This window comes from Planococcus shenhongbingii, assembly GCF_030413635.1.
In the GTDB taxonomy this organism is placed as follows: Bacteria; Bacillota; Bacilli; order Bacillales_A; family Planococcaceae; genus Planococcus; species Planococcus shenhongbingii.
On the sequence record NZ_CP129235.1, the window covers coordinates 1811994 to 1835164 of the forward strand.

The following is a 23171-nucleotide window of genomic DNA, read 5'->3' on the forward strand; positions in this document are numbered from 1 at the left end:
TGTTAATGTAATGAGATTTCTAGAGTTTTTTTGATAGAGTAAGAGCTTTTCTATTCAATAATGATGATTTGATGAGTATTAAGTTTTATAACATTAGTGGAAGGTGGAATTAATTTGCTAGAAATATTTCCTATCTATATAACTCCGTTTAAACAAGAAAGACTGATTCGAGTCTACTTGCCTAAAAATTACAACATGGAAAACAGAAGATACCCCGTATTGTATATGCACGATGGACAGAATGTATTTCGTGATAAAGATGCCATTGGGGGCAAATCTTTAAGACTCGAGCATTACTTAGACAAAACCGAAATGAAAGTTATTGTCGTCGGTATCGACCAAAATAGCGAAGAACGAAAAAACGAATACTGTCCTTGGGTGAGCGGAGAATACAGTGAAAAAATATTAGGTTATTCAAGCTCTGAAGGCGGGAAAGGGACTGAGTACATAGATTTTATCGTGAATGAACTAAAGCCATACATAGACAATAAATACCTTACATTAAATGACCGGACTGCGATGGCGGGAATTTCATTAGGAGGGCTAATTTCTGTTTTTGCTGCGTGCCGTTATCCGCACGTTTTCACGAGAGTAGCCGCTATTTCTTCTGCTTTTTACCGTAACCAGGAGGAACTAGAGAAGTTAATAGTAAGATCCGATTTATCAGCGATTGAAGGGTTCTACTTGGATTGTGGTACGAGAGAAGCTTCAGGGGAAGAGTTAATTAGCAAAGAATTTGTAGCTTCAAATAACTCCATTTATGAAATTCTAAGAGAGAAAATATCAACCACAAAATTTGATATGATTAACGATGCGGAACATAACTATTCTTTCTTTAAAAAAAGAGTCCCTAAAATAATATCTTTTTTAGTACCAGTAGAATAGACGATATTCTCTTATAATCTGTTTGAAAAACTCAATAATAAGGCAACCGATTTTCTAAGTAATAGGTTAACAATAATCACAAGGGGTGGGATGAATGATGACTTCCTATCAAATAAAGAAACTACGCATCGAAGATTACTATAAATGCAGTAATATTTGGGTGATGGAAAAGAATCCGAAAATGACTGAAGGTTTTTATAACGAATTAGTAAATGGAAACCGAATTACTTTTATCTATTTAGAGAATAACGAGTTTATAGGAGAAGGTTCATTAGTTTTTCGAAACAACGATCCAGATTACACCATCCCAGATAAGCGGATTTATCTGTCTCGTATGATTGTTAAAGAAGAATGTCAAAACCGTGGAATAGGTGGCATTATTGTTGATTATTTAATTGATTATGCCAAGAAACTTGGATATGAGGAAATCTCACTCGGGGTAGACACAGATAACTTAAACGCAAGGCATCTATATGAAAAGAAAGGTTTTACAACTGTCTTATATCTTGGCAAAGATGAATATGGGGAATATGTGAAACTCTTAAAAAAATTAACTTGAAGTTTTTTATTATTTTCTAAACCAAACATTCTCAGTAGAAGAATGAAGTTTACATATCAGCACTTATTGGAAGTACTAAAATTATGAAATTCATAAATGTAGAAAAGGAAGAGGGTTCATTGAAAAGTACCTTCTTCCTTTTTGGTATGAGTTGCATACATCGGAAAAAATGGCGTTCCCATTTCTTTCTAGTCCACATTTTTGATGATTTTGGAGCGCAAGAGATAGATAGAGGAGATCACAAGAATCAGCATACCGCACAGCAACATAACATCCGATATGGTGTACTGCATCACAAGCGCCAGTGACACAAACGCATAAGATAAGGGGACGAGTCCGTTCGAAGAGGCATTGACCAAGCTCATGACACGTCCGATTTTATTTGGGTCGGATTGTGCCTGGATCGTTGAAATTAGTGTGACATTGATAAAAGAAGAAAGAATGTCCATCAGCGAAAGCAACAGAATCCCTTGCCATAGAAAGCCGATTTGGCCCAGAAAAGTTAAGCAGATTCCGAGTACGCCGATCATCACCAGCATGGTCAACCCCCGTTTTTTCCGTAGGTTCAGAATGCCTACCAGAATGGCTCCGGCCAGCATCCCGCCCTGATACGAACTTTGCAGGAAACTTAAATCCAGCACTTCTCCTTTTAGGACACTATCCACCAGCAACGGAATTCCCATCAGCAGAGGACCGAAAAAGAAGAAGTTGATGAAAATTAAGATCACCAGCATATTTTTTAGGAAAGGCATTCCCCATACGTAAGATAATCCTTCCTTCAGCTCCAATTTCGTGGAGGATCTGCCAGCAATTAATGGTCTTTTTTCTTCTTTGATGAGCGAAGAGAACAGAAACGTCAGAAGCAAGAAGCCCGCAATTACTCCAAATAACAGACTGAACGAACCGAACGAACCGAACGAAAGAACCCAGCCGCCCAGCATCGGACCGGAAAAAAGAGCAATTTGATTGGAACTTTGAATAAAGGAATTCGACCGGGGAAGAGCCTCTTTCGCTACGACCGATGGCAGAAGAGAAGTATTTGCCGGTGAAAAGAACGCATCGACGATTCCAAAACATAAGACAAATAAGATAAGTGGCCACAGTGCCAGCAAACTGAGCTGCAGCAGGAAAATCATGCCCAGTACCAAAAGGCAGCGCACGAAACTGGAGATTAACATGATGCGCGACCGACGAAACCGGTCGGCCCAGACACCGCCAAGCGTCATAAACAAGACCCGTGGCACCATGGTCGCCATCATGACGATTCCCAGCAAACTCTCTTTTTCCAAAACAGTAATGATGTACCACTGTTCGGCAAACAGATACGTCGATAAGGCCATAAAAGACGCGGTACTGGACAGCCAGAGAAACAGAAACGAACGATTGCTGAACAAACTCGGCACAGCTTTTTCCTGCACAGGTGCTTCGGCTACTTGGTCAATTGTCATGGGAGTCCTCCTTTCACTAGCCTACTTCTCTTTCTTAAACAGCAGCTCTTCAATCTGGAAGGCGGTGGTCATCAGGTAGTAATGGTGCTTGTCGGGTTCCTCGTCCTCTTCTTTAAGTATTTCTAAGAGTTCGCGGTATTTCTGGGTGAATTCCACAAATTTTTTCTGACTCACCGTAAATTCGGTTTGAAGCGACAAATTGTTCCATTCTTCCACATTGGACGAATCGAGTTCGAATGATTCATCCGGAGCCGTCAGCACTCGGGTTTTTGCCCGGTCGATGACTTCCAAATACGACTGGCGGGTGGCTTCTTTGGCTTCCACGTACGTAAGCAGGTGATCCGCCGGAATAAACCCTCTGGCGACCGCCTGATAGAACTTCAGGACATTCCCTCCGCGTTCCTCTTTTCGGACCAGCTGGATGATGCCGTACTTCTCCAATTCCCGGAGGTGATAGAGGACTTTGGCTCGCGACAAGTTGAGTTCTTGGGCGAGCATCTGCCCGGTATGGGGCTGTTCTACCAAGTGAATCAGCATTTTGGTGCGCAGCGGATCGCTGATGACTTTTAATTGTTCGTACGTTTCCAGTATAAAAATCGATTGTTGTTCCATTTGAAAACCCCTTTCTTAACCAGTTAACTTTTATTAACACGATTATATACATAGACACTTTATAAGTGCAACTTTTCTAAAGATGGTTATTAATTCTCCATCATATTTTATATGATTCGGGGTAACGTATGACCTTATTATTAGGAAGGAAAAGAAGTGAAAAATTTAGCTTCTTTCCTTCCTTTTATCGTATATGTGTATTTCTTCGAGCACTTTATTTTCAATAACTGGATTTATTCCAAGCGGAATACAATAAAAGTTCATTCTTTTGAATGAGGTGTAAAAATAATTTGAATTGTATATTATTGGTAGGGAGTTGTTAAGGGGAACAGGAAATGAAGATTAGCAGGCCATTCTATATGTAGACGACCTCGGACGGATGAGCAATTTTTAAGCAGAGACATTGAGTTTCCATTTGCTAAGTGAAAAATATATTTCATTCAAGATTCAAGTCGGCACAAGCAGCCTTGTTTTCGAATTAGGGCAACCTAATGGGCCAAAGCAATACCGTTTTGCTTTCAATAGCCCGGGAAATCTATTTGCAGAAGCGAAAGAGTGGCTAAGGAAATTGACGCCTTGATTGGTGCAGCGGGAAAAAGATGACATCTTTTTTGAAAACATCGATGCGCATTCCGTCTATTCTTATGATCCGGAAGAGAATGGAGCCGAGCTGATCGCACGGCATCAGCTAAACCCGGTAAAAAAGGGAGGCCATTTCTCTTCCCGGGACATCGTTGATATGGCGGAAATGAATTTGACGACATACGATGTAGCAGATGTCGGAGGAAAACTTGGAAAAATCGGCATTCATGAAACACACCATTCACCGCTCAATGCTACTTCCGTTAACTTTCTGGGGGAACCGGAAGATGGCACCCACATTTTTTAGGTTCCAGCGGAATGACGTGGCTTTGATCCGTTATCAACGAATCACCCAAAGAGGATTTGTGGATACCAGGACGTAAGAAAGGGAGGGGAAGAACGGTGATAAAAGGACTCTACGAAGCGCATTTACCGGTAAGCAATCTTTTGGAATCCATCGAGTTTTACAAGAAGTTGGGGTTAGAAGTGGCCACTCAAAATGAAAAATTAGCCTTTTTCTGGATTCAGAAAGGGCGCAGCTGGTTGGGGTTATGGGAAACGGATAAAGTGGCAACACCTTATCATCCCTCGTTACGGCATATCGCTTTCCAAGTGGACCTTGAGGATATGGAAAATGCAAAAGAATGGCTGGAAGACAGGGGAATAACCATCAGAACCGCTTTTGGTTTTTCGCCCAAAGAACAGCCGTTGGTCTTGCCGAATATCCCGCATGCCCATGCGGCCATTTATTTTCATGATCCGGATGGCAATTCGCTCGAACTGATCGTGCCATTGAAAATGGATTGCGAAGAAGAACTTCAAAAGATGACGTTAGAGGCGTGGAACAGTAAAAAGTAAAGGGCAGTTGACAAACGGCCATTTTTATCCGGGCAATTCCTATTAGTCGAAATGAAAGAGTGAAGAATACAAAACAAAATCGATTCTTAAAAGGATGGGGAAAATGAAAAACTTTATTTGTACCACGTGCGGAGTGCAAGTTGAAAGCGCGATGGCAGCGCCCGAGAAATGCTTGATTTGTAGTGAAGAGCGGCAATACGTAAGTTCGACTGGCCAAACGTGGACGACGTTAGAAGAGATGATTCAATCGGGAATTTATAAAAACACGATTTCTCCAGAAGAACAAGGGTTGTACAGTGTTTCCACGTCGCCCAGTTTTGGCATTGGCCAGATGGCTTATTTTCTCCAAGGCAAGAACGTGAATGTATTATGGGACTGTTTAACCTATCTGGATTCAGCCACTATCAATGAAATAAAAGAACTAGGGGGAATTGACGCCATTGCCTTATCGCATCCCCATTATTATTCGACTCAAGTGGAATGGGCAGAAGCGTTTGACGCGCCGCTATATATACACGAAGATGATAAGGAATGGGTGACAAGAGCCAGTAATAAAATTGTCTTTTGGTCAGGCGAATCCCTCGAAGTAGCGGAAGAGATGATTCTTCACCGGATAGGCGGCCATTTCAAGGGCGCCACCGTCTTGGAATGGAAAGAGGGAAATGCCCAACAAGGCGTTTTACTGACGGGGGACATCGTGCGCGTCGTGGCAGACCGCCAATGGGTCAGCTTCATGTATAGCTACGCCAACTTTATTCCGTTGCCGGCATCTACAGTTCAGGGAATAGCCAGTCGGTTGGGGACAGTGAACTTTACCCGGTTGTATGATGCTTTTCATCGGATTATAAAAAACGATGCAAAAGAACGGGTCCAAAAATCAGCCGAAAGGTATGTGGATGCATTAAATGGCGTTCACTTTCGCACTGAAGCCCTTTAGAATCGGACATGCGCTACGTGTTCTTTTCGATGATCACTTTGTCCGGTGGGAATGACAGCTTCATTGATGTAGAGGTACCATACGACCGCTTATCTAAACAGAGAAAAAAGAAGCAAAAGCAGAAACAATCTGCCTATGTTTCTTTTTTTATGGCTGGGAAGGATAATTCAAATAAGAAACAATGCACTTTTAGATTTTTAACTCTTATGTTTCTCTGATATCAAGATCTTTTTAGGTTGATAGGACGCAATCAAATAATACAATCCGGGCAAAATAATGAGAGAGCCGATTCCGATATAGACATGTCGAATATTCAAGGCTAGGAAAGGCAGCGAAGCGAATAGAATACCGAGTGGCATGGTGACCCGGAGGAAGAACAACCGGACAGCACTCAATTGGGCCAGCCGATCCCTTGGGGCTTCTCGTTGGAAAATGGCAGCACTTTGAGCATTGAACAACGGGAACAGGATCCCGCCCATCAGTTCACACATCCACGCCAAAGGAACCGAATGGACAAAATACAGCAGTACAAAGGAAAATCCACCGCCAATCAAACCGACGTACATCGTTCGGGGGCTTTTCGGCAGTTTCGTCAGCAGAAGCATGCCCAGCATATAGCCGATGGGAAAAGCCCCTTTGAAAATGCCATACTCCCATGTTTCGCCTCCCAGTTCACCCCGGATGAACGGGACACTCAAGACCAGCGTTGCGCCGACAGCAAACTGGACGGTTGAAGATAGGAGCGTTAGCCGCAAAAGCTGCGGGTAACTGAAAAAACTCCGATAGCCCTCTTTCAATTCGGACCACCAGAACTTCTTGGTCCAAACTGCCGCCTTTTGCTTGCTGGATTGCGGGATGCGGGAAAGTGCTAAGAAACTGATGAAGAATAACAGCGCCGAAATGCTGTAAATCCACTGCATCGGCACCAGCAGCAACAAGAGCGACGTGACACCGGGTGCCAGAAAGTTCATCAGCCGCAGCGTCCCGTCCAGCAAGCCGTTGGCATCGGCCAGTTCTTCGTCAGTGCAGATTTCCGGCAACAGGGAAAAAGACAGGCTGGCAAAAATGGGCTGCAGCAGTCCCAAGATGCATTGGAGAACCACCAAGCCGATGATGGTTCCGGTGTCTGTTCCCATCCAGAATCCGACTAATGGCAGCAGGTAAGCACCGGCTCGGATCAGTTGGATATTTTTCAGTACTTTCTCTTTGATGACATGGTTCAGAAACGGTGAACTGATGCCTTGCAACACCAGCGAAGGAATAAAATAAACAAGCCAGAGGATGCCCATCCACTCCCGTGAGCCGGTCAGTTCGTACAACAGCAACCCATTGATAATGGCGCCGGCAGCGCCGCCGAACTCCGAGACGATTTCACCAATCCATAGCGATTTAAAAGACTTGGAATACTTCTTCATAAGCTGGTTCTCATGTATCGAGCCAATTGGCTGGAAAACGCTTCAAGTTTATCGGGATTGATTGAATAGATCCCTTTCTCCACTCGAATGAATTTCGCGGCTTTCAGCAAGGCAAGTTGGTGATGAAGTGTAGTTTTTGATGTATTGAATTGACTACTCAATTCTTGAAGAGATAGGGGGTGCTTTTGAAGCTGAAACAGCAATTTTAATCGTAGCTCATCCCCTAACGCTTTATGCCCGCGAATCAGCTCATTTGAAGGAACTCCCGGTTCCAGCAGATGCTCTTCTTTGACCGGATAGAAGAAGAGCTTGGTGTCGGCTGTGCGGATGGTCAGCACCCACGGGCGATAGGAAACCTGCGGGATCAGTTTGACCGACCAAACCGAGGGTTCCGGCAGGTACTCGACACCGCCCGTCACCCGTTCGATTTCGGCTACCGCATTCCGGGCATCCAGTTGGCGGTGCTCTTTCTGTTCAAAAGTTAGTGCCTGCAGCCATTTTCCCCATTCTTCTTTCTGTGATATCCAATTCTCCCATTCTGTTAAGACACGAATCATCATTTCACTTGTTTCAGATTGTGATAGCAAGAGAAGCTGGTGAACATACCCTTCTAAATAGTCATGTCCGTTAAATAGATCGGCATACTTTTCCCATACTTCCGTTTGGCCGGGTTCTCGAGCTGCTTCTTTTCTTAGCGCTTCCGATTGCCGGTCGTGGTAAGGAAGGAGCCATTCATAAAAATCAGCGGTTGAAGCAGCGGAAAGCAAATTCGAAAATTCTGGAACGGAAGCCGCAGCAAATTGATTCTGCAACAGAAGCATGCCGTACCAAAAATTCGTTTCTTCAATCCCTTTTAACAGCTGAACCAGTGAGGGGGGCATTAAGCTTTTGTTGGTTGTCCATTCTTCGTCCCGTTCAAATGTATGGCGCAATTGTTTATGTGTATAGCCTGCAATCCCGAGTATCAATTCCCAGACCGGTGACTGTTCCACTTTCAACTGTATGGTTTCGCTAGGGGCAACTGAATTTAAAATTTTCAACGGGATTCCTCCTAAAGTTTCTTAATAAATGTATTCTATATTATTGGAATATTAAATTCAATAAAATTAGAATATCAATTTTTAATAATGCTTTTAGAGAAAAAGTTGTTGGAGATACTAGCGTTAGCTATTTAATTTACTTATTAGCCCTTATCGGAAGTCAAGAATTTCTAGTAGGAGTTTCTTGTCTTTTTAATTTGCAGAAATGTACTTTTACGAGCGATAAAACAAAAAAGGTTTTAACCGTTCCTATTCTTTACCAGCAATAAAAAAGCTATAATTGAATTAACAATATTTTGAAAATTTCATTTAGAACTAGAGTAAATAGTAGAAGTAAAAAGAAGGAATGGGGACATGGGCAATGGATGTAGCAATCAGAAGAACGAAAGAAACCGAGGCCCTGCAGTTATTGGAGATACAAAAGGAAGCCTTTTTAGAGGATTTAAAACGCTATGAAGATCATGAGACCAATCCAGTAAATGAACCGATCGAAAGACTGCTGCGGAAAATCGAGGTCTTCCTTCATTACACAATCTGGTTGGAAGATGAAATTATCGGAGGAGTGGATATTCGCAGCTTAGACGGAAACAGATACCGTTTAAATCGAATTTTCCTATTGAACAAGTTCCAGAACCAGGGGTTAGGAAGTGAAATTATGCAGCTGATCGAGAAGGAGTTTCCTTCAGTAGCCGAATGGCATCTGGATACCCCTCATTTGAATAAACGAAATCACCACTTCTATGAGAAACTAGGCTACCGGAAAGTTGGCCAGCACCAATTGACCGATAAGCTCTTTCTCTATGACTACGTGAAGAAAATGGGAGCCAATTAAGGGGAAAAAGAGCGCTGTGGCGTTAACCGCATTATTCAACGAGATGTTTTTGACTCCCGCATGATCCTAATCTACATAATGTGCGTTATTGGAAGCGGACACTGAGAAAATGAAAAAAATCAAAGAAAGCAGGAAGAGCTTTTGAGAAAAGTTGTAGTTTCGCCATACGATGAACAATGGGTTTTATTATTCACTAAAGAAGCGGATGAATTAAAGATGATTCTGGGCGAAGAAAGGGTTTCGATCCATCACTTTGGCAGCACGTCGATTCCGGGATTAGAAGCTAAGCCGATTATTGACATATTGGCTGTTGCGAAAGACATCACCTTGGTAGATGGATATAACCCGGCATTAAAAGCATTCGGCTATGAAGGAAAAGGCGAAAACGGCATACCGGGACGCAGGTATTTTCAAAAAGGCGGGAATGATCGGACGCATCATCTCCATATTTATCAAATCGACAGCCCCGAAATTGAACGGCACTTGGCGTTCAGGGACTATCTGCGCACTCATTCGGATGTTATGAAAGAGTATGGAGGGTTAAAAAGACGGTTGAGCCGGCAGTTCCCCTATGATATCGAGTCTTATATTAGGGGAAAAGAGGAACTGGCCTTGAAAATTCAAGAAGAAGCTTTAGCATGGTATCGAAAAAGCCGGAAATAAGAATGCTTTGTTTTAAATGAATGTTGCTGATGTGCATTTAAGTTACATTCAGTTCCAGAGAGTTCCGAAGGGAGGGTTTTTATGAGTACTAAAATCGCTGTAATCGCAGATGTACACGGGAATAGTACTGCTTTGCTTGCCGCATTAAATGAGATAGATAAGGATCCCGAAATTCATCATATTTACTGTATCGGAGACATGGTTGGAATCGGGTACGAAACCAATAAAGTGCTTGAAATTCTTTTTTCTAGAGATGATGTATCCTTTGTAATGGGGAATCATGAGGAAGAAATTCTAGCGATTTTAGAAGGCGAAGAAAGTAGCAGCCAAGAGGGAGAGAAAATTCATCATGAATGGCTCGCAAATCGGTTAGAGAAGAGATTCATTCCACACATCAGTGGCATGCCTAAACAATTAAGTGGGGTGTACGAAGGCAAGAAGCTCTTGTTTACGCACTATCATTTAGATGCTGAAAAACAATTTATCCCCATTGACACCGAGCCTTCTATCGAAAAGCTGGATGACTTTTACAAGCAGTCACCATTTGATTTAGTTTGCTTTGGTCATCATCATCCGAAGCACTATTTTTCATCAGAAGAAAGAATCTATTTAAACCCTGGATCGCTAGGATGTTACGACAAGCCCTTTGCAAGATATGCCACAATTTTAATAACGACTGATGATATCAAGGTGGAATTAGAAGAAGCGGCTTATAACAACCAAGATTTTTTAAAGGGATACGAAGTGTTGGAAGTGCCGGAAAAAGATTTTATTTTGAACATTTTTCATGGAAATCAGCATCAGAATTAAAAATTAATCTGTATCTTGATAATAAAAATATTATTTTGAATGCCCAAAATTTTGCAGGAGAATATCGGCGGAGGTGAAATGTTCCATCATGAAATCCAAGCAAAAAACAAGGATTATCCAGGGATGTCTCGAGCAGGCTGATCCGGATGCCATTAAGAACATTGCCATCTTTTTAGAAGAAGAAGATCCTCCCGTTATCTGGATGGCCATCGAAGCTTTAGGAACCTTGCCGATCAGCGAAAAAATCAAATCCATCCTGCTGCCCCTGACCGAAAATTCGGAGGAAGAAATTCGGTTTTCGTTTGTGTAATTGTACTTTTACGAACACTTTTATTTCCAGAATTATCTAGCTATCGTTTTAAGTTCTAAGTATATTTAATGTAAGAGTTCCGATTCTAATCATAAGAGATAAAAATGAAAACAGCCCCAGCAAAATCCGAGGGAAGTTTTTGAGCAAAGACTAGGATTTGAATGTAACTTAAGTGCAGATAAGTTACCTTCAGTGATTGATAGATGAAGGGGGGAGAAAAGTGAAAAATGAAGACAGAATTTTTGCAGAGCGAGCTTTAAAGCGATTGCTTATCTGCAGTCAGCTTGATGGTGTTAGATTCGGTTCGGGTCCCGGAATGGTTTACGTCTATTTTGCCCACTATTCTGAGCAAGATCCGGATATTCTATGGTTACATATCGACATTAGAAAAATTGCTGTGTTTGCGACTCAGGAGCAATTAAGAATATTTCCCCCAAAAAACTTGAAGGAACTGGACGATCAAGAATCGTTTCAACTGTTTTTGGAAAACAGAAGAGAAAAGGTTAAAGACATTTGGTTAGGTTCAACTTCTCCACATTTGTACATGATGTTTGAATCCGGAAAAATACTGTATGTACATGGAGAAGATCAGAATTATGAAAGCTGGCAAATTGGAGATGGTTACGGATATGGGGAAGATCAGTGGTTAATCGTTGCTGTACCAGGAAATGAAATAGCCGTGTGGAGTCCCGGAGAGTTCGAATAAGTTACATTCAGTTTTTATGAAGAATGAAATAGCTAAAAGTTGCAATTGAGAAAGGCCAAAGTTTTCTCAATCCAAGAAGAAAGTTTTATAGAAAGCTGAAGATTGATTTTTATCTAAAGGGGCTAATTCAAGACATGACTCATTTGAAATACTTTTTACATCTTTACTTTTTAAATTCTATATTTTTTCTTTGTATAGTTTATATGACTGAAAACTTTCAAGAATCTTTTACTAATTTGAATGCCGCTGACATCGTAAGAGGTATCGTAATCTTCCTAATTCTACTCTCCTATACGTTGTTACTACGAGATCCGCCTTCCAAATATACCGAATTCGGAGAAAGAACAAAAAATCTATGTTTTTTCGGTTCTTTATTCACCGCAATTATAACCATGATGTTTCTCATCAGTATATAAAGAATTAATAAATCAACGAATGTAACTTATTAGCAATTAAGTTACATTCAGAAGCTGGTAAACTAGAAAGTTGATTTGGGGAAGGGGATTCACATGAATTATGCTGAGCTGCTTCAATACCAAGGCTATCTTTATTTGAATTCATTGTTCGAACCTGAGGACAACGCCTTTATCGTTGATATTGACCGTTGTAAAATACCTGGAACTCCAATTGGTGAGAATGACACTTTCTCGTCTTATGACGCCTTCAATGTGGATGAAACCCTCCCCATTCTACGACTTGAATTTGATTTTTACATTGCTTATTCGGTTCTAAACGAGAGTTTCACTGCTTTGGACAAGTACGAGGTTTATGAAGGGCGGGGGTTTTCGCTTTATTCAAAAACCCGATACCTGGACTTTATTGAGATGGGGACCACAGCTGACGAGGTGCATCCTGGGCCATACAAACACTACGGGATAAATGCTTTAAATCACACGATTGATGTGATATCGACGGAACCTCCAAGGGTTTCCATTATACAGAGAGATGTTCCACCAAAGTAATTTGTCTAGATTTATATAAGGGTTTCGAATGTAACTTAATTTGTATTAAGTTACATTCGAAACCTTCATTTTAGTGAACTTTGAAGAGGAAAAGATAAAGTGAATTTCCTAGAAAAAATGTTACATTCAATCGGTTGTACTTTATGACCTATAGGGAATAGACTTTGTCGAAGGTTTCTTCCCTCTTGGGTTCGTGTAAGTGCCCGTTTATGAACGGATTCATTTCCAAAATTATTTAGATATTATTTTAAGTTCTGATTATAGTTAATTTGTAAGGTGAATAAGATGGGTAAATAGCTTTGTAAGCATGCATTTATCCCTTTCTCTAAAATTCATGAAGAATACGGAGGATTACATGAAAAAAGTACTTTTAGTTTTTGGATCTCTTATTCTTGCTCTTGTTCTCGCATATATCCTTATTGGCTATTCGACGGGGTGGGACAGCTCAGAAGACCGGGAGCTGGTTTATACTTATCTGATTCCTGAAGATTTTACGGGATGTGCTTGGATACGGTACGGTCAACCAGGAGCAAAACCATTGGAAATTACCAACGATGAAGTCATATTCAAAATTCCTGAAAACGGCATATTGCATACCAGTACGGATTATGATTCTGTGGCGTACGTTTATACCACCAAGGTTTTTTCTGTAAACGAGCAAGGTGAACCGATAAAACAATTGATAAATGAATATGATCTTCCCCCTTCTACAGGCTATCAATTTGATGATCAAAATCCCGGGGATGTGACCTCTATCAATTTTGATTCAAGCGAAGAAGGTTGTCGGTTCATAGAAGGTGTCAGCAATTAGCTGCAACTTTCTGTCAGCTCTTTAGTCTTCAATCAAAGATTAAAAGGGGTTTCCAATAGTTCTAAATATTATATGTGAAACGAATTTTTTAAAGTTCGAATTTTAAAAGAGTCCAGGTATATATCAGCAATTATCGGAAGCTTTTTAAGAATGACCTAAAATTAGAAAGGAAGTACGAGCAATGCCAACTATAAAGACTGACAGATTGACGTTAATTACTTTTACTACTGACATGATGAAAGCAGCCCTTTCAAATAAAGGGGATTTGGAAAAAATATCGACCTATTGAGTTGCCGATGAATACCCGTCGGAAGTGTATAAAGAAATACTTCCTCATAAAGTTCGACGGTTCAGCCAATATCCTGACGAAAACGACTGGGAGGGGATCATCATACACACTGAAGATCATACCATTATGGGGGACATGGGTTTCAGACGTAGTACTGAGGATCCAAAAGAGCTGGAGTTGGGTTATAGCATCGTTCCCCGCTACTAGGGTTATGGATATGCGACCGAAATGGCAAAAGCGATGGTGAAGTGGGGGCTGGAACAGCCCGGTATAGAGAGGATTATAGCCAGGTGTGATAACGATAACTTCGCTTCGATTCGAGTATTAGAAAAAGCTGGGTTAAAACGGTTTGAAGAAAAAGAGAATAAAATTCACTGGTCTTCGTAAAGCGGATTAATTGCAAAAAATTCGAGTTTACATATGGAGGATTATTGGTAGTAAAGAGACTTCATAGAAAGTCACTTCCTTTTTGTTTGTGTAAGTGTACTTTTACGAATGGTTTGGAAAGAACAGGGCCTTGTAAAAAGGAATACGGGGGAATTTGGAGAATTACCTATTTAAGGAAATGGACAGATGGCTAAAAAGAGAGCACGGGGCTAAACCAAGGATTTATTTTGATTGCTATGAAGGGAACTGAAGGCATGGGATTCACAGAAGTGGCATTACATGTGAGTTTAACGGCAATAAAGAAGCATCTTCCGGATGATGGAATATAAGATGAATGGATGCTTCAGCACTTGCACTTAGAAAGCTGAACGTCGAAAGAAGGGAATGAAAATGGGCTTTCACCTATATCGAATTTGTCACCTGTTGGTGACCGGTTTTTTCGTAATTTCTCTTTCAACCTTTTTTGCCTCAGGTGGAATTGGAGAAAATTTTACGGATAATCCTTATCCATATCCATATTGGCTTATACCAATTGCTGTCTGGGTGGTTGGAGCTGTTCTTTCATTTATAAAAAAACGGTGAAGATCGGATTAGTGATTAGCTTTTTGCCCCTTTTATTTTATATTGCATTATTCGCTTACGCTTATTTTTCTGTTTGAATTCCATAAAACCCGAGAAGAAAAAGTGGGAAATGTTTTACCTTTTCATCACCCTTTAACGGTTTCAGTATTTTAATACCAAATGAACTGCTTTAGCTAACATATCAGCAAATTATTAGAAGCTGCTTAAATACGAAGAGAGAGAAGAGGTTACCAAAGCACATCATCTTGCCCTGTTGACTGCAAAAAGGTACTTTTTCAAACACTTAAGTCTTAACAAGAGAATCCCCCTTACCAAATTGGTAAAGGGGAAACAAAACGCGTACTGGGCGCGTTCCAATCTAAAATGAGAAGTTTTAAAGATATAAAGTTTAAGAATTGGCAGAGCTTGGATCACGCTATGCCGCAAGGCTAATGTTTAACTCTCATAGCTTAACCATCAGCTATGCCTATTATTTTCTCTTATAGGAATAAGTTGATGTATCCATGAATCCCCAAAAACAAGCCTGCAGCTATCGGCACAACAATGGCCGCCCATTCACTTATCTTCGCGGCTTTTTTCCGGAATTTTCCGATGAAGTTATCGACCTTATCCCGATTGAAAAGATACAGAAAGAACAGGAGAACGAGAGGAAGGATGTAAATGACATTGTAGACCAGGAGTAAAAATAATACGGACCCCATTGAAATGCTCGCTTCCACAAGTTGGGCAATAAAAATCAGGTACGGTATGGCCGTTGGCAAATCGCCTATGGTATTGGATGCACCGAGAATAAGCAGGAATACGGGGGCCACCGATTTAGGCGGAACTATTTTTTTCTCTTTTGTTTTACTAATTGGTGATGCCGTTTTACGCTTATAAAGTAGGAAGGCGCCCAAAAAGACAAGACCTATCCCCGCTGTTATTTCTACGGAAAAGATTATACCGTTATAGGCAGCCATAACGTGACGATAGAAGGCCGAGAACACTTTATCCATCCCATAAATGACCAATAACCCGCCAATGAAATAGGAGATGAACGTACCCAAGATGTAATACCAAATATGATGCGTTTTTTTCACGAGTGCCTGCAAGACGGCCTGAGCTGATATGGTAAATGGGTTAAGACTGTCAATTAGCCCTAAGCCGATTCCAGACGTTATGAGTGGCCACATGGTTGTTTATTCTCCTTTCAACATGCAAGGGCAGATAACCGGGTCATGCGTTGGAAGAAAGAAGATCCGCCATGCCGGATAGAAATTTTTTCTCGAACACGTCCACCATTTGCAGGAGTTGTTCCCACTGGTCATCGCTTAACTGTTCCATTGCCTGCTTTTCTACATTCTGAAGCTTGCCAATGACTTCGTCGGCATATATCCGTCCCTTTCCAGTGAAATAAATCTTCTTGTTGCGGCGATCGGCCGGATCTTCTTTCAATTCCACATAGCCATCCTGCCAGAAGGACTTGATGATCAGATTGACGCTTTGCTTCGTGTATAAACTGCGCTCACAAATCAGCTTTTGCGTACAGCTTTCGGGATGGTCATAGATAATGCCCAGCACCGTAAAGCTCATATACGTTAACCCCTTTGAAAGCGCGTATTCCTCATAAATTCTCTCCAAAGACTGGGATTTTTCAAAAAACTGATCGAGTTTAGTTTTAACCGTAATGTTTTCCACCTTACTCCTCCTTTTGTTTTCTGAAATCATCTGTTTCTCAAAACATTTTCAACAGGAATGGCAAGACCAATTTAGTCATTTTTATTAATAGTAATTATTAATTACTAATTTAACGTATGTAATTTCTTTTGTCAATAAACGAGTCGGATTCTTTATTATCATGAATCGGGAGTATCAAGATAGGCACAATAACCAAAAATCCTTTTTAATTTTTGGAACTGAAATACATTTAAAACAAGGAAATGGAGCAATCAAACTTACAGGAAGTAAGAGTTGTATGACAACTTGCATAAAAAAATTGGAAATTCTAGTTTACATATGGAGGATTATCAAAAGTTGTTGAAATACAAAGGGAGAGAAGATGTTGCTTGAATTAACATTTTCTCTCCCTTTAGGTCTGTAGAAGGTACTTTTACAAACGGTTTTGTGAATGAATTTTGGTTCGATAAATTCATTGGGAAGGGAAGTTTTTGATTCGGGTGTTTTGGGTGCCTTTAACAGACGGTTTTCCAGCTATTTCAATAGTGGGGAAATGGGATGCATCCTAATTCAGAAGAAGATGGTGAAGACATGCACTTAAGTAAAGTAGACAGGTGAGTTTCACATCAAAGGGATGGTACACTGGAACGGAAGGATAAAAATTCGATGTACGCTTAGTTAATCAACGTGAAAAAATGGGAAATGAGGGATTTAATAATATGATGAAACTGCTGCCTCCAAAGCCCTTTTATTATGAAGGCGGAGAGCAAGCCGTTCTGCTCCTGCATTCTTTCACAAGCAATCCGAGCGATATGAAAAAGTTGGGCAGGCATTTGCAGAAGAACCAGTATTCTTGCTACGCCCCGGTGTACAGCGGACATGGCTTGCCCGCGGAAGACCTTCTGAAATATGGTCCATCCGATTGGTGGCAGGATGCGCTGGGCGGCTATCAGTTGCTGAAGGACAAAGGGTTTGACAAAATAGCGGTAATCGGTCTGTCGCTTGGCGGGGTGTTGGCCTTGAAAGCGGCACAGGAGCTGGAAGTGGCTGGCGTGGTGACCATGTCCGTGCCGATCCAGCGGGAGGCGGCTTTTCTGCAAAAGCGTGTCTTCTACTATGCGAAGCGATACAAACAACTCGAAGGGAAAGAGGCGGACCAAATCCAGCTGGAAATGGATGGGCTTCACGATCTGCCGGTCGATTCATTGGTCGAGTTCCAACAGCTCATCGACCGAACGAGGGACAACTTAACGCAAATAACCTCGCCCATTCGGATACTGTACGGGGAGTTGGATGAGCCGTTGTATCAAGAAAGTGCCGAAATGATTTTCCAAAGCGTGGCATCGGACCACAAAACCGTGAAGGGGTATCCGAACTCCAAGCATTTGATGACGTTAGGCCCGGACATGGACGATGTGAACGAAGATGTTCTGGCCTTCTTAAATGAGTTGGCTTGGCAACTGTAGTTTACCTGTCATGAGCTGTTCTGGCCATTCAGATGGGAATCCACAAAAAAGAGAGGCTGCGCAAAACTGCAGCCTCTCTTTCTTATGGTGGAGTATCTAGAGTGTTTTATAGAGAGTTAGTCCAATTCTCTATAAATCAGATCCGAAGAAACGGGCTTCAATCCCATCTCCCTGGACCAGACGGATAGCTGACCGATATGATGGATTTCATGCGCCGTAATATGCCTGAGCACTTTCTCATACGTCAACAACTTGATGCAACCGTCTTTTCTTTGATGTTCCAAAACCTGATCTGCTCCTTCGAGTGGATAGGATTGGAGAAATTGATGGGTTTGCGGTTGGATAAGAGCCGAAAATGCCTTCACCTCCTGTAAAGCGGTGATATTCTTCATGTCATTGCCAAGGACCGGGGTCCCGCGCAAGTGGTTGATCCAGTATTGCTCGCAATAGACCACATGATATAAATTGTGTAAAATGCTGCCCATTCCGCCCACTCTTTTCTTCTCTAATTCTTCCGGTGAGAGGGTCTCGCACCAGTCCAGCCATTCTTCTCGAATCTGCCAGTTATACAAGAACATCTCGGTCATGTCATCTACTCCAAACGTTTTTAGTTTCTGTTTTTGATTCAGCAAGTGCCCAGAAGTTTCTTTCCTTATTATATCGGAAGTTGCAGAAATACAAACCGATTCAAACCGTCATTTTCGTTTTCTTGTTATTGATCATCGTTATTACTGGTATAAGTTCCGACATTTGGGGATTTTTCGGCTGATTGCTTTTAAGCACTCAGTTTTTTATTGTCATAAACTTCAGCACCTTTCTGTTTCAGAGAAAAACTCCATAGTGTTAATTATCTGATTTTTATGTTAATATTATGTCGACAAGAAGAACAATGGGAGGCGTTCATTATGAATCAACAAGAACCTTTGGATAAAGAGGAATTCCAAACCATCCAGGACTCTACCGAACCTATTGAACCCGTCGAACCCGTCGAACCATTGCTGCATGATCACTCTATGTACCATAATGAAGGCTTAGTTGAACCGAAAATCAAGGAATATGTGCCGCTAGAAGTCGGTATGGTCATTTTTACAATCGTCGTATTGGCATTGATCTTTGTTGGAATCTTTTCAAATATGTGGGGATTGATAGATTGACGTTGAGAGCATTATACGAGTTATGTAAGACAAAAAGAAGATGCGCATAGACTTCCATAGCGATTCGAGACACCTATAAAAACTTTAGCAGGCTGCTTGGCCCCAAATTCCTTGGTGCCGGGCAGCCTGCTTTTCGAGAATCCGCTCTTCGTTGTAATAATGCAAATAGCCGGTTACTTTCTCAACGACTTGAAAGTTATTCAATGAAGTGAATTTGACATATTGAAATTTTTTCGACTTGATAGTCGAATGGAACGATTCAATCACAGCGTGTTTCTCCTTGATCAAATTCTGATAGACATATGACGAGTCGTCACTTCCCTGATCGGAATGGATGATAATCCTCATTCCACTAAGGCCTAGTTCCGTATTCTGTGCGGCCTGCGCAGATTCGGGCAAGGTTTTTTTTTACTAATGGCAAACGTCCATGCCGGAAATATTTACCGAAGTTATTAGTCCACCGGCGGTTATAGAAGAAAATGGCGAAATCCTGATATGGGTTTGGATTAGCATAGGAGTCCCCTCTGGATGATTACGTTCTTGCAAGGAAATAGAAGAAAGAAGAAAAACAAATCCAATTGAAGCTAAGGGAGAATATGCTTTCCATACGAAGCCCGGGTTTTTGAAGTGCACATTGAAGATGAGAGAGGAAGTCAATGACTAGCCTTCAAATATTTCAATAAATAAAGGGAATGGTTTACATATGAGGGATTATCAAAAGCTGCATGAATACAAAGGGAGAGAAGAGAAGGTACTGCACCCCAAAAGTTAGAGTTAAAAATCTAACTTTTGGGGTGTTTTTCTATGATGAAATATAGCGAAGAATTTAAACTGAAGCTGGTCAACGAGTATTTGGCTGGCCCGTTGGGTTATCCACGCTTAGCCCGAAAATACGGGATATCCAGCCACGGGCAAATAGCACGCTGGGTGCGGGCTTTCCAGGCATTCGGAAAAGAAGGATTGCGGAACAGGCAAAAAAACAAGGTGTATTCTGTTCAATTCAAATTGGATGTATTACACTTTATGAAACAAACAGGCGCTTCCTACCAGGACGCAGCGATTGAATTCAAGATGCACAACCCGACGCTTATTGTGAAATGGAAACAGACATTTTTGGCGGAAGGGGCAGGAGGCCTGAGAAAGAAAGGACGGCCACCCATGGCGAAAAATTCGAAAAAGAAACCGGCAAAACCGGCTGGGACGATGTCCCGTGAAGAACAACTTGAACGCGAGAATGAGCTTCTCCGTTTGGAAGTCGCTTATTTAAAAAAGTTGAACGCTTTCCAGGAGAATCCGGATGCCTACCTCGAAAAGCACAAGCAGCGCTGGCATTCGAACTCCAAAAAGAAGGATTCCGATTAACGGATGTGCTGGAGATCGTCGATCTGCCAGAAGCGACGTATCATTACCACCGCCAGCGATTTGGGTTGGAAGATCCGGATCTGGAATGGAAAACGTTGATTCTGGCGCTCTTCGAAAAACACGACGGCCGTTACGGGTATCGCAGGATCTCTCTGGAATTAAAGGCGCAAGGGTACGTCATCAACCACAAGAAAGTCCAGCGCATCATGGGCGAATTGAACCTCACTTGCGTAAAGTTCATTCGGAAATCGCGCTATCGTTCCTATAAGGGGCAAGTAGGCACCATCGCCAAAAACCGGTTGAACCGCCGGTTCCACACCACGCATGCCTTGCAAAAAATCGTGACGGACGTGACGGAATTCAAATGTGCAGGAGAAGAAAAGCTGTATTTGAGTCCGCTGATGGATCTCTACAACGGGGAAATCATTGGCGTGAGTATGGCGAAACGCCCAACCCTCGACTTCGTCATGGAATCGTTACGGAATGCCCTGCCAGTCATCGGAGAACAAGCCAGGTATCGGACCACCATCCATTCCGATCAAGGTTGGCATTACCAGCACCGATACTGGGCGAAGACATTGAAAGAGAACCGGATTTTCCAAAGCATGTCCCGAAAGGCGACGTGTGCCGACAACGCGGCCATGGAGAACTTCTTCGGCCTGCTTAAACAAGAGATGTATTACGGAGAAGAATTGGTCCCCTTCGAAGAACTGAAACTGAAAATTGAACGGTACGTCCATTACTACAACCATGAACGCATCAAGCAAAAATTGGCCGGCATGAGCCCGGTGAACTACCGAATTCATGCCAGCCAATTAGCTGCATAACTGAAACTCTAACTTTAAGGGGTCACTACCGAATGATTGAAGTACTTCTTCGCTCCCTTTTGTGTGTGAAAATGTACTTTATGAATTCTCTTATATTTAATTGAATTTTTCTGATTAAAGGAATTTATTAGTTAAAATTATAAATTCCTTGTTGACTAATCGGAATTATCGGATTAGACTGTTAACAACAATTAAATAATTCTTATCAAGAGAAGCCGAGGGATCTGGCCCTATGACGCTTCAGCAACCTCCAACTATGGTTGGAAAGGTGCTAATTCCTGCAGATTCATTTCTTGAAAGATAAGAGCAAACGAAATATACATAGACGTATATATTTACACCCTCTTTTCTTAATATAGAAAAAAGGGTGTATTTTTTATTGTCCTAAAATATTCCAAGAGTCTTTTGCGAAGATTATAACTTGAAATATCACTGGACACTTAAGAAAGGCCTAAAATAACGAACCGGTAGGGCCGTGTGAAATTCCGGAATTTCTAGAAGGGAGTGATTTGATAGCAGCGATTTAAACTTTTATCTATCGGTTATTCATAGAAACAAAATACTTCGTATTCACTCGGATAAGAGAAAATAAATTACATAGGAGAGATTTTAATGGCTAAGAAAAGAATTTATTTGAATGCATTTGATATGAATTGCGCAGGACTGTATTCACCAGGTTTATGGACACATCCGGACGATCAATCCTCGACTTATAAAGACGCAGAATACTGGGTCCATCTCGCTCAAGTATTAGAAAAAGGGCGTTTTGATGCTATTTTCCTAGCTGATGTTTTAGGGATATACGATGTGTATCAAGGTTCCCGTGATGCCGCTGTCCGTCAGGGGGCCCAAGTACCAGTCAACGATCCCGCTTTTATAGTTCCGATTATGTCTCAAGCAACGAAACATCTGGGTTTTGGCTTAACCGCATCGACAAGCTACGAACATCCTTATATCTTTGCTAGAAGAATGTCTACATTAGATCATTTAACAAAAGGGCGTATAGGCTGGAATGTTGTGACGTCGTATTTAAACAGCGCTGCTGTCAATATTGGTTTAAATCAGCAAATTAGTCATAGTGAACGTTATGAAATGGCAGATGAATATATGGAAGTCGTTTATAAATTATGGGAAGGAAGTTGGGAAGAAGACGCTGTTCGCGTAGATAAGGAAAGAAAAATATATGCAGATCCAGAAAAAGTACATGACATTAGACATGAAGGAAAATACTTTAAAGTTCCTGGAGCACATTTAAGTGAACCGTCTCCGCAAAGAACACCCGTTATTTTTCAGGCTGGAGCTTCAAGCAGAGGAAGAAAGTTTGCAGCTAAACATGCTGAGCTTGTATTTATTAGTGCGCCGACAGCAGAAATCACGAAAAAAACCGTAGACTCCATTCGTGAAGAAGCAAAACAAACTGGACGTAACTCAGATGGAATCAAAATTCTTTCATCACTTACTCCAATATTGGGCAGCACACAGAAAGAAGCAGAAGAAAAATATGAAGAATACAAAAAACATATAAGTTATGAAGGTGCTTTAGCATTATTAGGGGGATGGACAGGCATTGATTTTTCAGCATACAATCCCGATGACAAAATTGAATATGTAAAAAGCGATGCAATGAAATCAGTCGTTGAAAATTTCACAAAAGTGGATCCGAATAAACAATGGACAGTAAGAGAATTAGCCAATTTCGTTGGTATTGGGTCTGTCGGTCATGTTGAAGTAGGCACCCCAGAAAAAGTAGCAGACACAATGGAAAAGTGGATCAATGAGGTGGGGATTGATGGCTTTAATATTTCTTATGCCATCACCCCGGGAACCTTTGAAGAATTTGTTGATGGGGTTGTTCCTATTTTGCAAGAGCGTGGTCTCGTTAGAAAAGAGTATGAGGATGGCACCTTCCGTAACAATCTTTTCGGATATGATCGTTTGCCGGACAATCATACTGCTTCCCAATATCGAGAGATCCACTCGAAAACCGAAGTATAAAAATGTATAAGTAGAGAATTAGC

The 23171-nt window shown here is 41.4% G+C and carries 24 protein-coding genes, 2 pseudogenes and 1 riboswitch; of the genes and pseudogenes, 18 read left to right on the forward strand and 8 right to left on the reverse strand.

Annotated features, from left to right (window positions below):
* The first annotated feature begins 114 nt into the window (after positions 1 to 114).
* Together QWY16_RS09045 and QWY16_RS09050 are read left to right on the forward strand one after the other, a co-directional pair.
* Entirely contained in the window at positions 115 to 885 is a 771-nt protein-coding gene (locus QWY16_RS09045) for an alpha/beta hydrolase (protein ID WP_300992884.1), read from the forward strand.
* Positions 886 to 979: 94 nt separating this feature from the next.
* The gene (locus QWY16_RS09050) at positions 980 to 1444 is read left to right on the forward strand and encodes a GNAT family N-acetyltransferase (RefSeq protein ID WP_300992886.1); all 465 of its coding nucleotides are present in this window, start codon (positions 980 to 982) and stop codon (positions 1442 to 1444) included.
* A gap of 188 nt (positions 1445 to 1632) precedes the next feature.
* On the opposite strand, the gene QWY16_RS09055 is transcribed toward QWY16_RS09050, so the two are convergent.
* Complete coding sequence (locus tag QWY16_RS09055; RefSeq protein ID WP_300992888.1) at positions 1633 to 2892, reverse strand: MFS transporter; 1260 nt, start codon at positions 2890 to 2892, stop codon at positions 1633 to 1635.
* A gap of 21 nt (positions 2893 to 2913) precedes the next feature.
* Positions 2914 to 3504, reverse strand: coding sequence for an ArsR/SmtB family transcription factor (locus QWY16_RS09060; protein WP_300992890.1), 591 nt, complete (start codon positions 3502 to 3504; stop codon positions 2914 to 2916).
* Positions 3505 to 4087: 583 nt separating this feature from the next.
* On the opposite strand from QWY16_RS09060, the gene QWY16_RS09065 reads away from it, so the two are divergent.
* The 3 genes from QWY16_RS09065 (at position 4088) to QWY16_RS09075 (ending at position 5881) form a co-directional block, all read left to right on the forward strand.
* Entirely contained in the window at positions 4088 to 4393 is a 306-nt protein-coding gene (locus QWY16_RS09065; protein WP_300993371.1) for a hypothetical protein, read from the forward strand.
* Between the two features lie 95 nt (positions 4394 to 4488).
* A complete protein-coding gene (locus QWY16_RS09070) occupies positions 4489 to 4944 on the forward strand; it encodes a VOC family protein (RefSeq protein WP_300992892.1) in 456 nt (151 codons plus the stop codon).
* Between the two features lie 103 nt (positions 4945 to 5047).
* On the forward strand, positions 5048 to 5881 hold the full coding sequence (locus QWY16_RS09075) for an MBL fold metallo-hydrolase (RefSeq protein ID WP_300992894.1): 834 nt from the start codon (positions 5048 to 5050) through the stop codon (positions 5879 to 5881).
* A 197-nt stretch (positions 5882 to 6078) separates the two neighbouring features.
* Here QWY16_RS09075 and QWY16_RS09080 read toward each other — a convergent pair whose 3' ends face one another.
* Positions 6079 to 7296: an MFS transporter gene (locus tag QWY16_RS09080; RefSeq protein ID WP_300992896.1), complete on the reverse strand. Its 1218-nt coding sequence runs from the start codon at positions 7294 to 7296 to the stop codon at positions 6079 to 6081.
* Positions 7293 to 8336 (reverse strand): ArsR/SmtB family transcription factor, encoded by a 1044-nt coding sequence (locus QWY16_RS09085; RefSeq protein WP_300992898.1) that lies wholly within the window; start codon positions 8334 to 8336, stop codon positions 7293 to 7295. The genes QWY16_RS09080 and QWY16_RS09085 overlap by 4 nt, the downstream gene beginning before the upstream one ends.
* 346 nt (positions 8337 to 8682) lie before the next feature.
* Here QWY16_RS09085 and QWY16_RS09090 point away from each other — a divergent pair, with 346 nt between their 5' ends.
* The 8 genes and pseudogenes from QWY16_RS09090 to QWY16_RS09125 all read left to right on the forward strand — a co-directional run.
* Positions 8683 to 9168 carry a GNAT family N-acetyltransferase gene (locus tag QWY16_RS09090; RefSeq protein WP_300992900.1) on the forward strand — a complete coding sequence of 162 codons (486 nt, stop codon included), beginning with the start codon at positions 8683 to 8685 and terminating at the stop codon, positions 9166 to 9168.
* Positions 9169 to 9309: 141 nt separating this feature from the next.
* Positions 9310 to 9831 carry a GrpB family protein gene (locus QWY16_RS09095; protein WP_300992902.1) on the forward strand — a complete coding sequence of 174 codons (522 nt, stop codon included), beginning with the start codon at positions 9310 to 9312 and terminating at the stop codon, positions 9829 to 9831.
* An 81-nt stretch (positions 9832 to 9912) separates the two neighbouring features.
* Positions 9913 to 10641, forward strand: a complete 729-nt coding sequence (locus QWY16_RS09100; RefSeq protein ID WP_300992904.1) for a metallophosphoesterase family protein — start codon at positions 9913 to 9915, stop codon at positions 10639 to 10641.
* Positions 10642 to 10729: 88 nt separating this feature from the next.
* The gene (locus tag QWY16_RS09105; RefSeq protein ID WP_300992906.1) at positions 10730 to 10951 is read left to right on the forward strand and encodes a HEAT repeat domain-containing protein; all 222 of its coding nucleotides are present in this window, start codon (positions 10730 to 10732) and stop codon (positions 10949 to 10951) included.
* 220 nt (positions 10952 to 11171) lie between these two features.
* Complete coding sequence (locus tag QWY16_RS09110) at positions 11172 to 11657, forward strand: hypothetical protein (protein WP_300992908.1); 486 nt, start codon at positions 11172 to 11174, stop codon at positions 11655 to 11657.
* Positions 11658 to 12166: 509 nt separating this feature from the next.
* On the forward strand, positions 12167 to 12619 hold the full coding sequence (locus QWY16_RS09115; protein ID WP_300992910.1) for a hypothetical protein: 453 nt from the start codon (positions 12167 to 12169) through the stop codon (positions 12617 to 12619).
* Between the two features lie 355 nt (positions 12620 to 12974).
* A complete protein-coding gene (locus QWY16_RS09120; protein WP_300992912.1) occupies positions 12975 to 13430 on the forward strand; it encodes a DUF6843 domain-containing protein in 456 nt (151 codons plus the stop codon).
* A 508-nt stretch (positions 13431 to 13938) separates the two neighbouring features.
* A pseudogene (locus QWY16_RS09125) lies at positions 13939 to 14106 on the forward strand (GNAT family N-acetyltransferase); the annotation flags it as partial.
* 1061 nt (positions 14107 to 15167) lie between these two features.
* On the opposite strand, the gene QWY16_RS09130 reads toward QWY16_RS09125, so the two are convergent.
* Together QWY16_RS09130 and QWY16_RS09135 are read right to left on the reverse strand one after the other, a co-directional pair.
* A complete protein-coding gene (locus QWY16_RS09130) occupies positions 15168 to 15860 on the reverse strand; it encodes a GAP family protein (protein ID WP_300992913.1) in 693 nt (230 codons plus the stop codon).
* A gap of 43 nt (positions 15861 to 15903) precedes the next feature.
* The gene (locus QWY16_RS09135; RefSeq protein ID WP_300992915.1) at positions 15904 to 16365 is read right to left on the reverse strand and encodes a MarR family winged helix-turn-helix transcriptional regulator; all 462 of its coding nucleotides are present in this window, start codon (positions 16363 to 16365) and stop codon (positions 15904 to 15906) included.
* Between the two features lie 698 nt (positions 16366 to 17063).
* On the opposite strand from QWY16_RS09135, the gene QWY16_RS09140 reads away from it, so the two are divergent.
* Entirely contained in the window at positions 17064 to 17810 is a 747-nt protein-coding gene (locus QWY16_RS09140; protein WP_300992917.1) for an alpha/beta hydrolase, read from the forward strand.
* Positions 17811 to 17926: 116 nt separating this feature from the next.
* Here the strand turns inward: QWY16_RS09140 and QWY16_RS09145 are convergent, their stop codons facing one another.
* Complete coding sequence (locus tag QWY16_RS09145) at positions 17927 to 18397, reverse strand: DinB family protein (protein ID WP_300992919.1); 471 nt, start codon at positions 18395 to 18397, stop codon at positions 17927 to 17929.
* A gap of 318 nt (positions 18398 to 18715) precedes the next feature.
* On the opposite strand from QWY16_RS09145, the gene QWY16_RS09150 reads away from it, so the two are divergent.
* Positions 18716 to 18964: a hypothetical protein gene (locus QWY16_RS09150; RefSeq protein WP_300992921.1), complete on the forward strand. Its 249-nt coding sequence runs from the start codon at positions 18716 to 18718 to the stop codon at positions 18962 to 18964.
* An 84-nt stretch (positions 18965 to 19048) separates the two neighbouring features.
* On the opposite strand, the gene QWY16_RS09155 is transcribed toward QWY16_RS09150, so the two are convergent.
* Complete coding sequence (locus QWY16_RS09155) at positions 19049 to 19312, reverse strand: hypothetical protein (RefSeq protein ID WP_300992922.1); 264 nt, start codon at positions 19310 to 19312, stop codon at positions 19049 to 19051.
* Between the two features lie 456 nt (positions 19313 to 19768).
* On the opposite strand from QWY16_RS09155, the gene QWY16_RS09160 reads away from it, so the two are divergent.
* From QWY16_RS09160 to QWY16_RS09170, 3 genes and pseudogenes are all read left to right on the forward strand, one after another.
* The gene (locus QWY16_RS09160; protein WP_300989257.1) at positions 19769 to 20326 is read left to right on the forward strand and encodes a helix-turn-helix domain-containing protein; all 558 of its coding nucleotides are present in this window, start codon (positions 19769 to 19771) and stop codon (positions 20324 to 20326) included.
* A pseudogene (locus QWY16_RS09165) lies at positions 20287 to 21153 on the forward strand (IS3 family transposase); the annotation flags it as partial. The gene QWY16_RS09160 and the pseudogene QWY16_RS09165, both read left to right, overlap by 40 nt.
* A 199-nt stretch (positions 21154 to 21352) precedes the next feature.
* Positions 21353 to 21460: riboswitch (SAM riboswitch) on the forward strand.
* Between the two features lie 305 nt (positions 21461 to 21765).
* The gene (locus QWY16_RS09170; RefSeq protein WP_300992924.1) at positions 21766 to 23148 is read left to right on the forward strand and encodes an LLM class flavin-dependent oxidoreductase; all 1383 of its coding nucleotides are present in this window, start codon (positions 21766 to 21768) and stop codon (positions 23146 to 23148) included.
* Positions 23149 to 23171 lie beyond the last annotated feature (23 nt).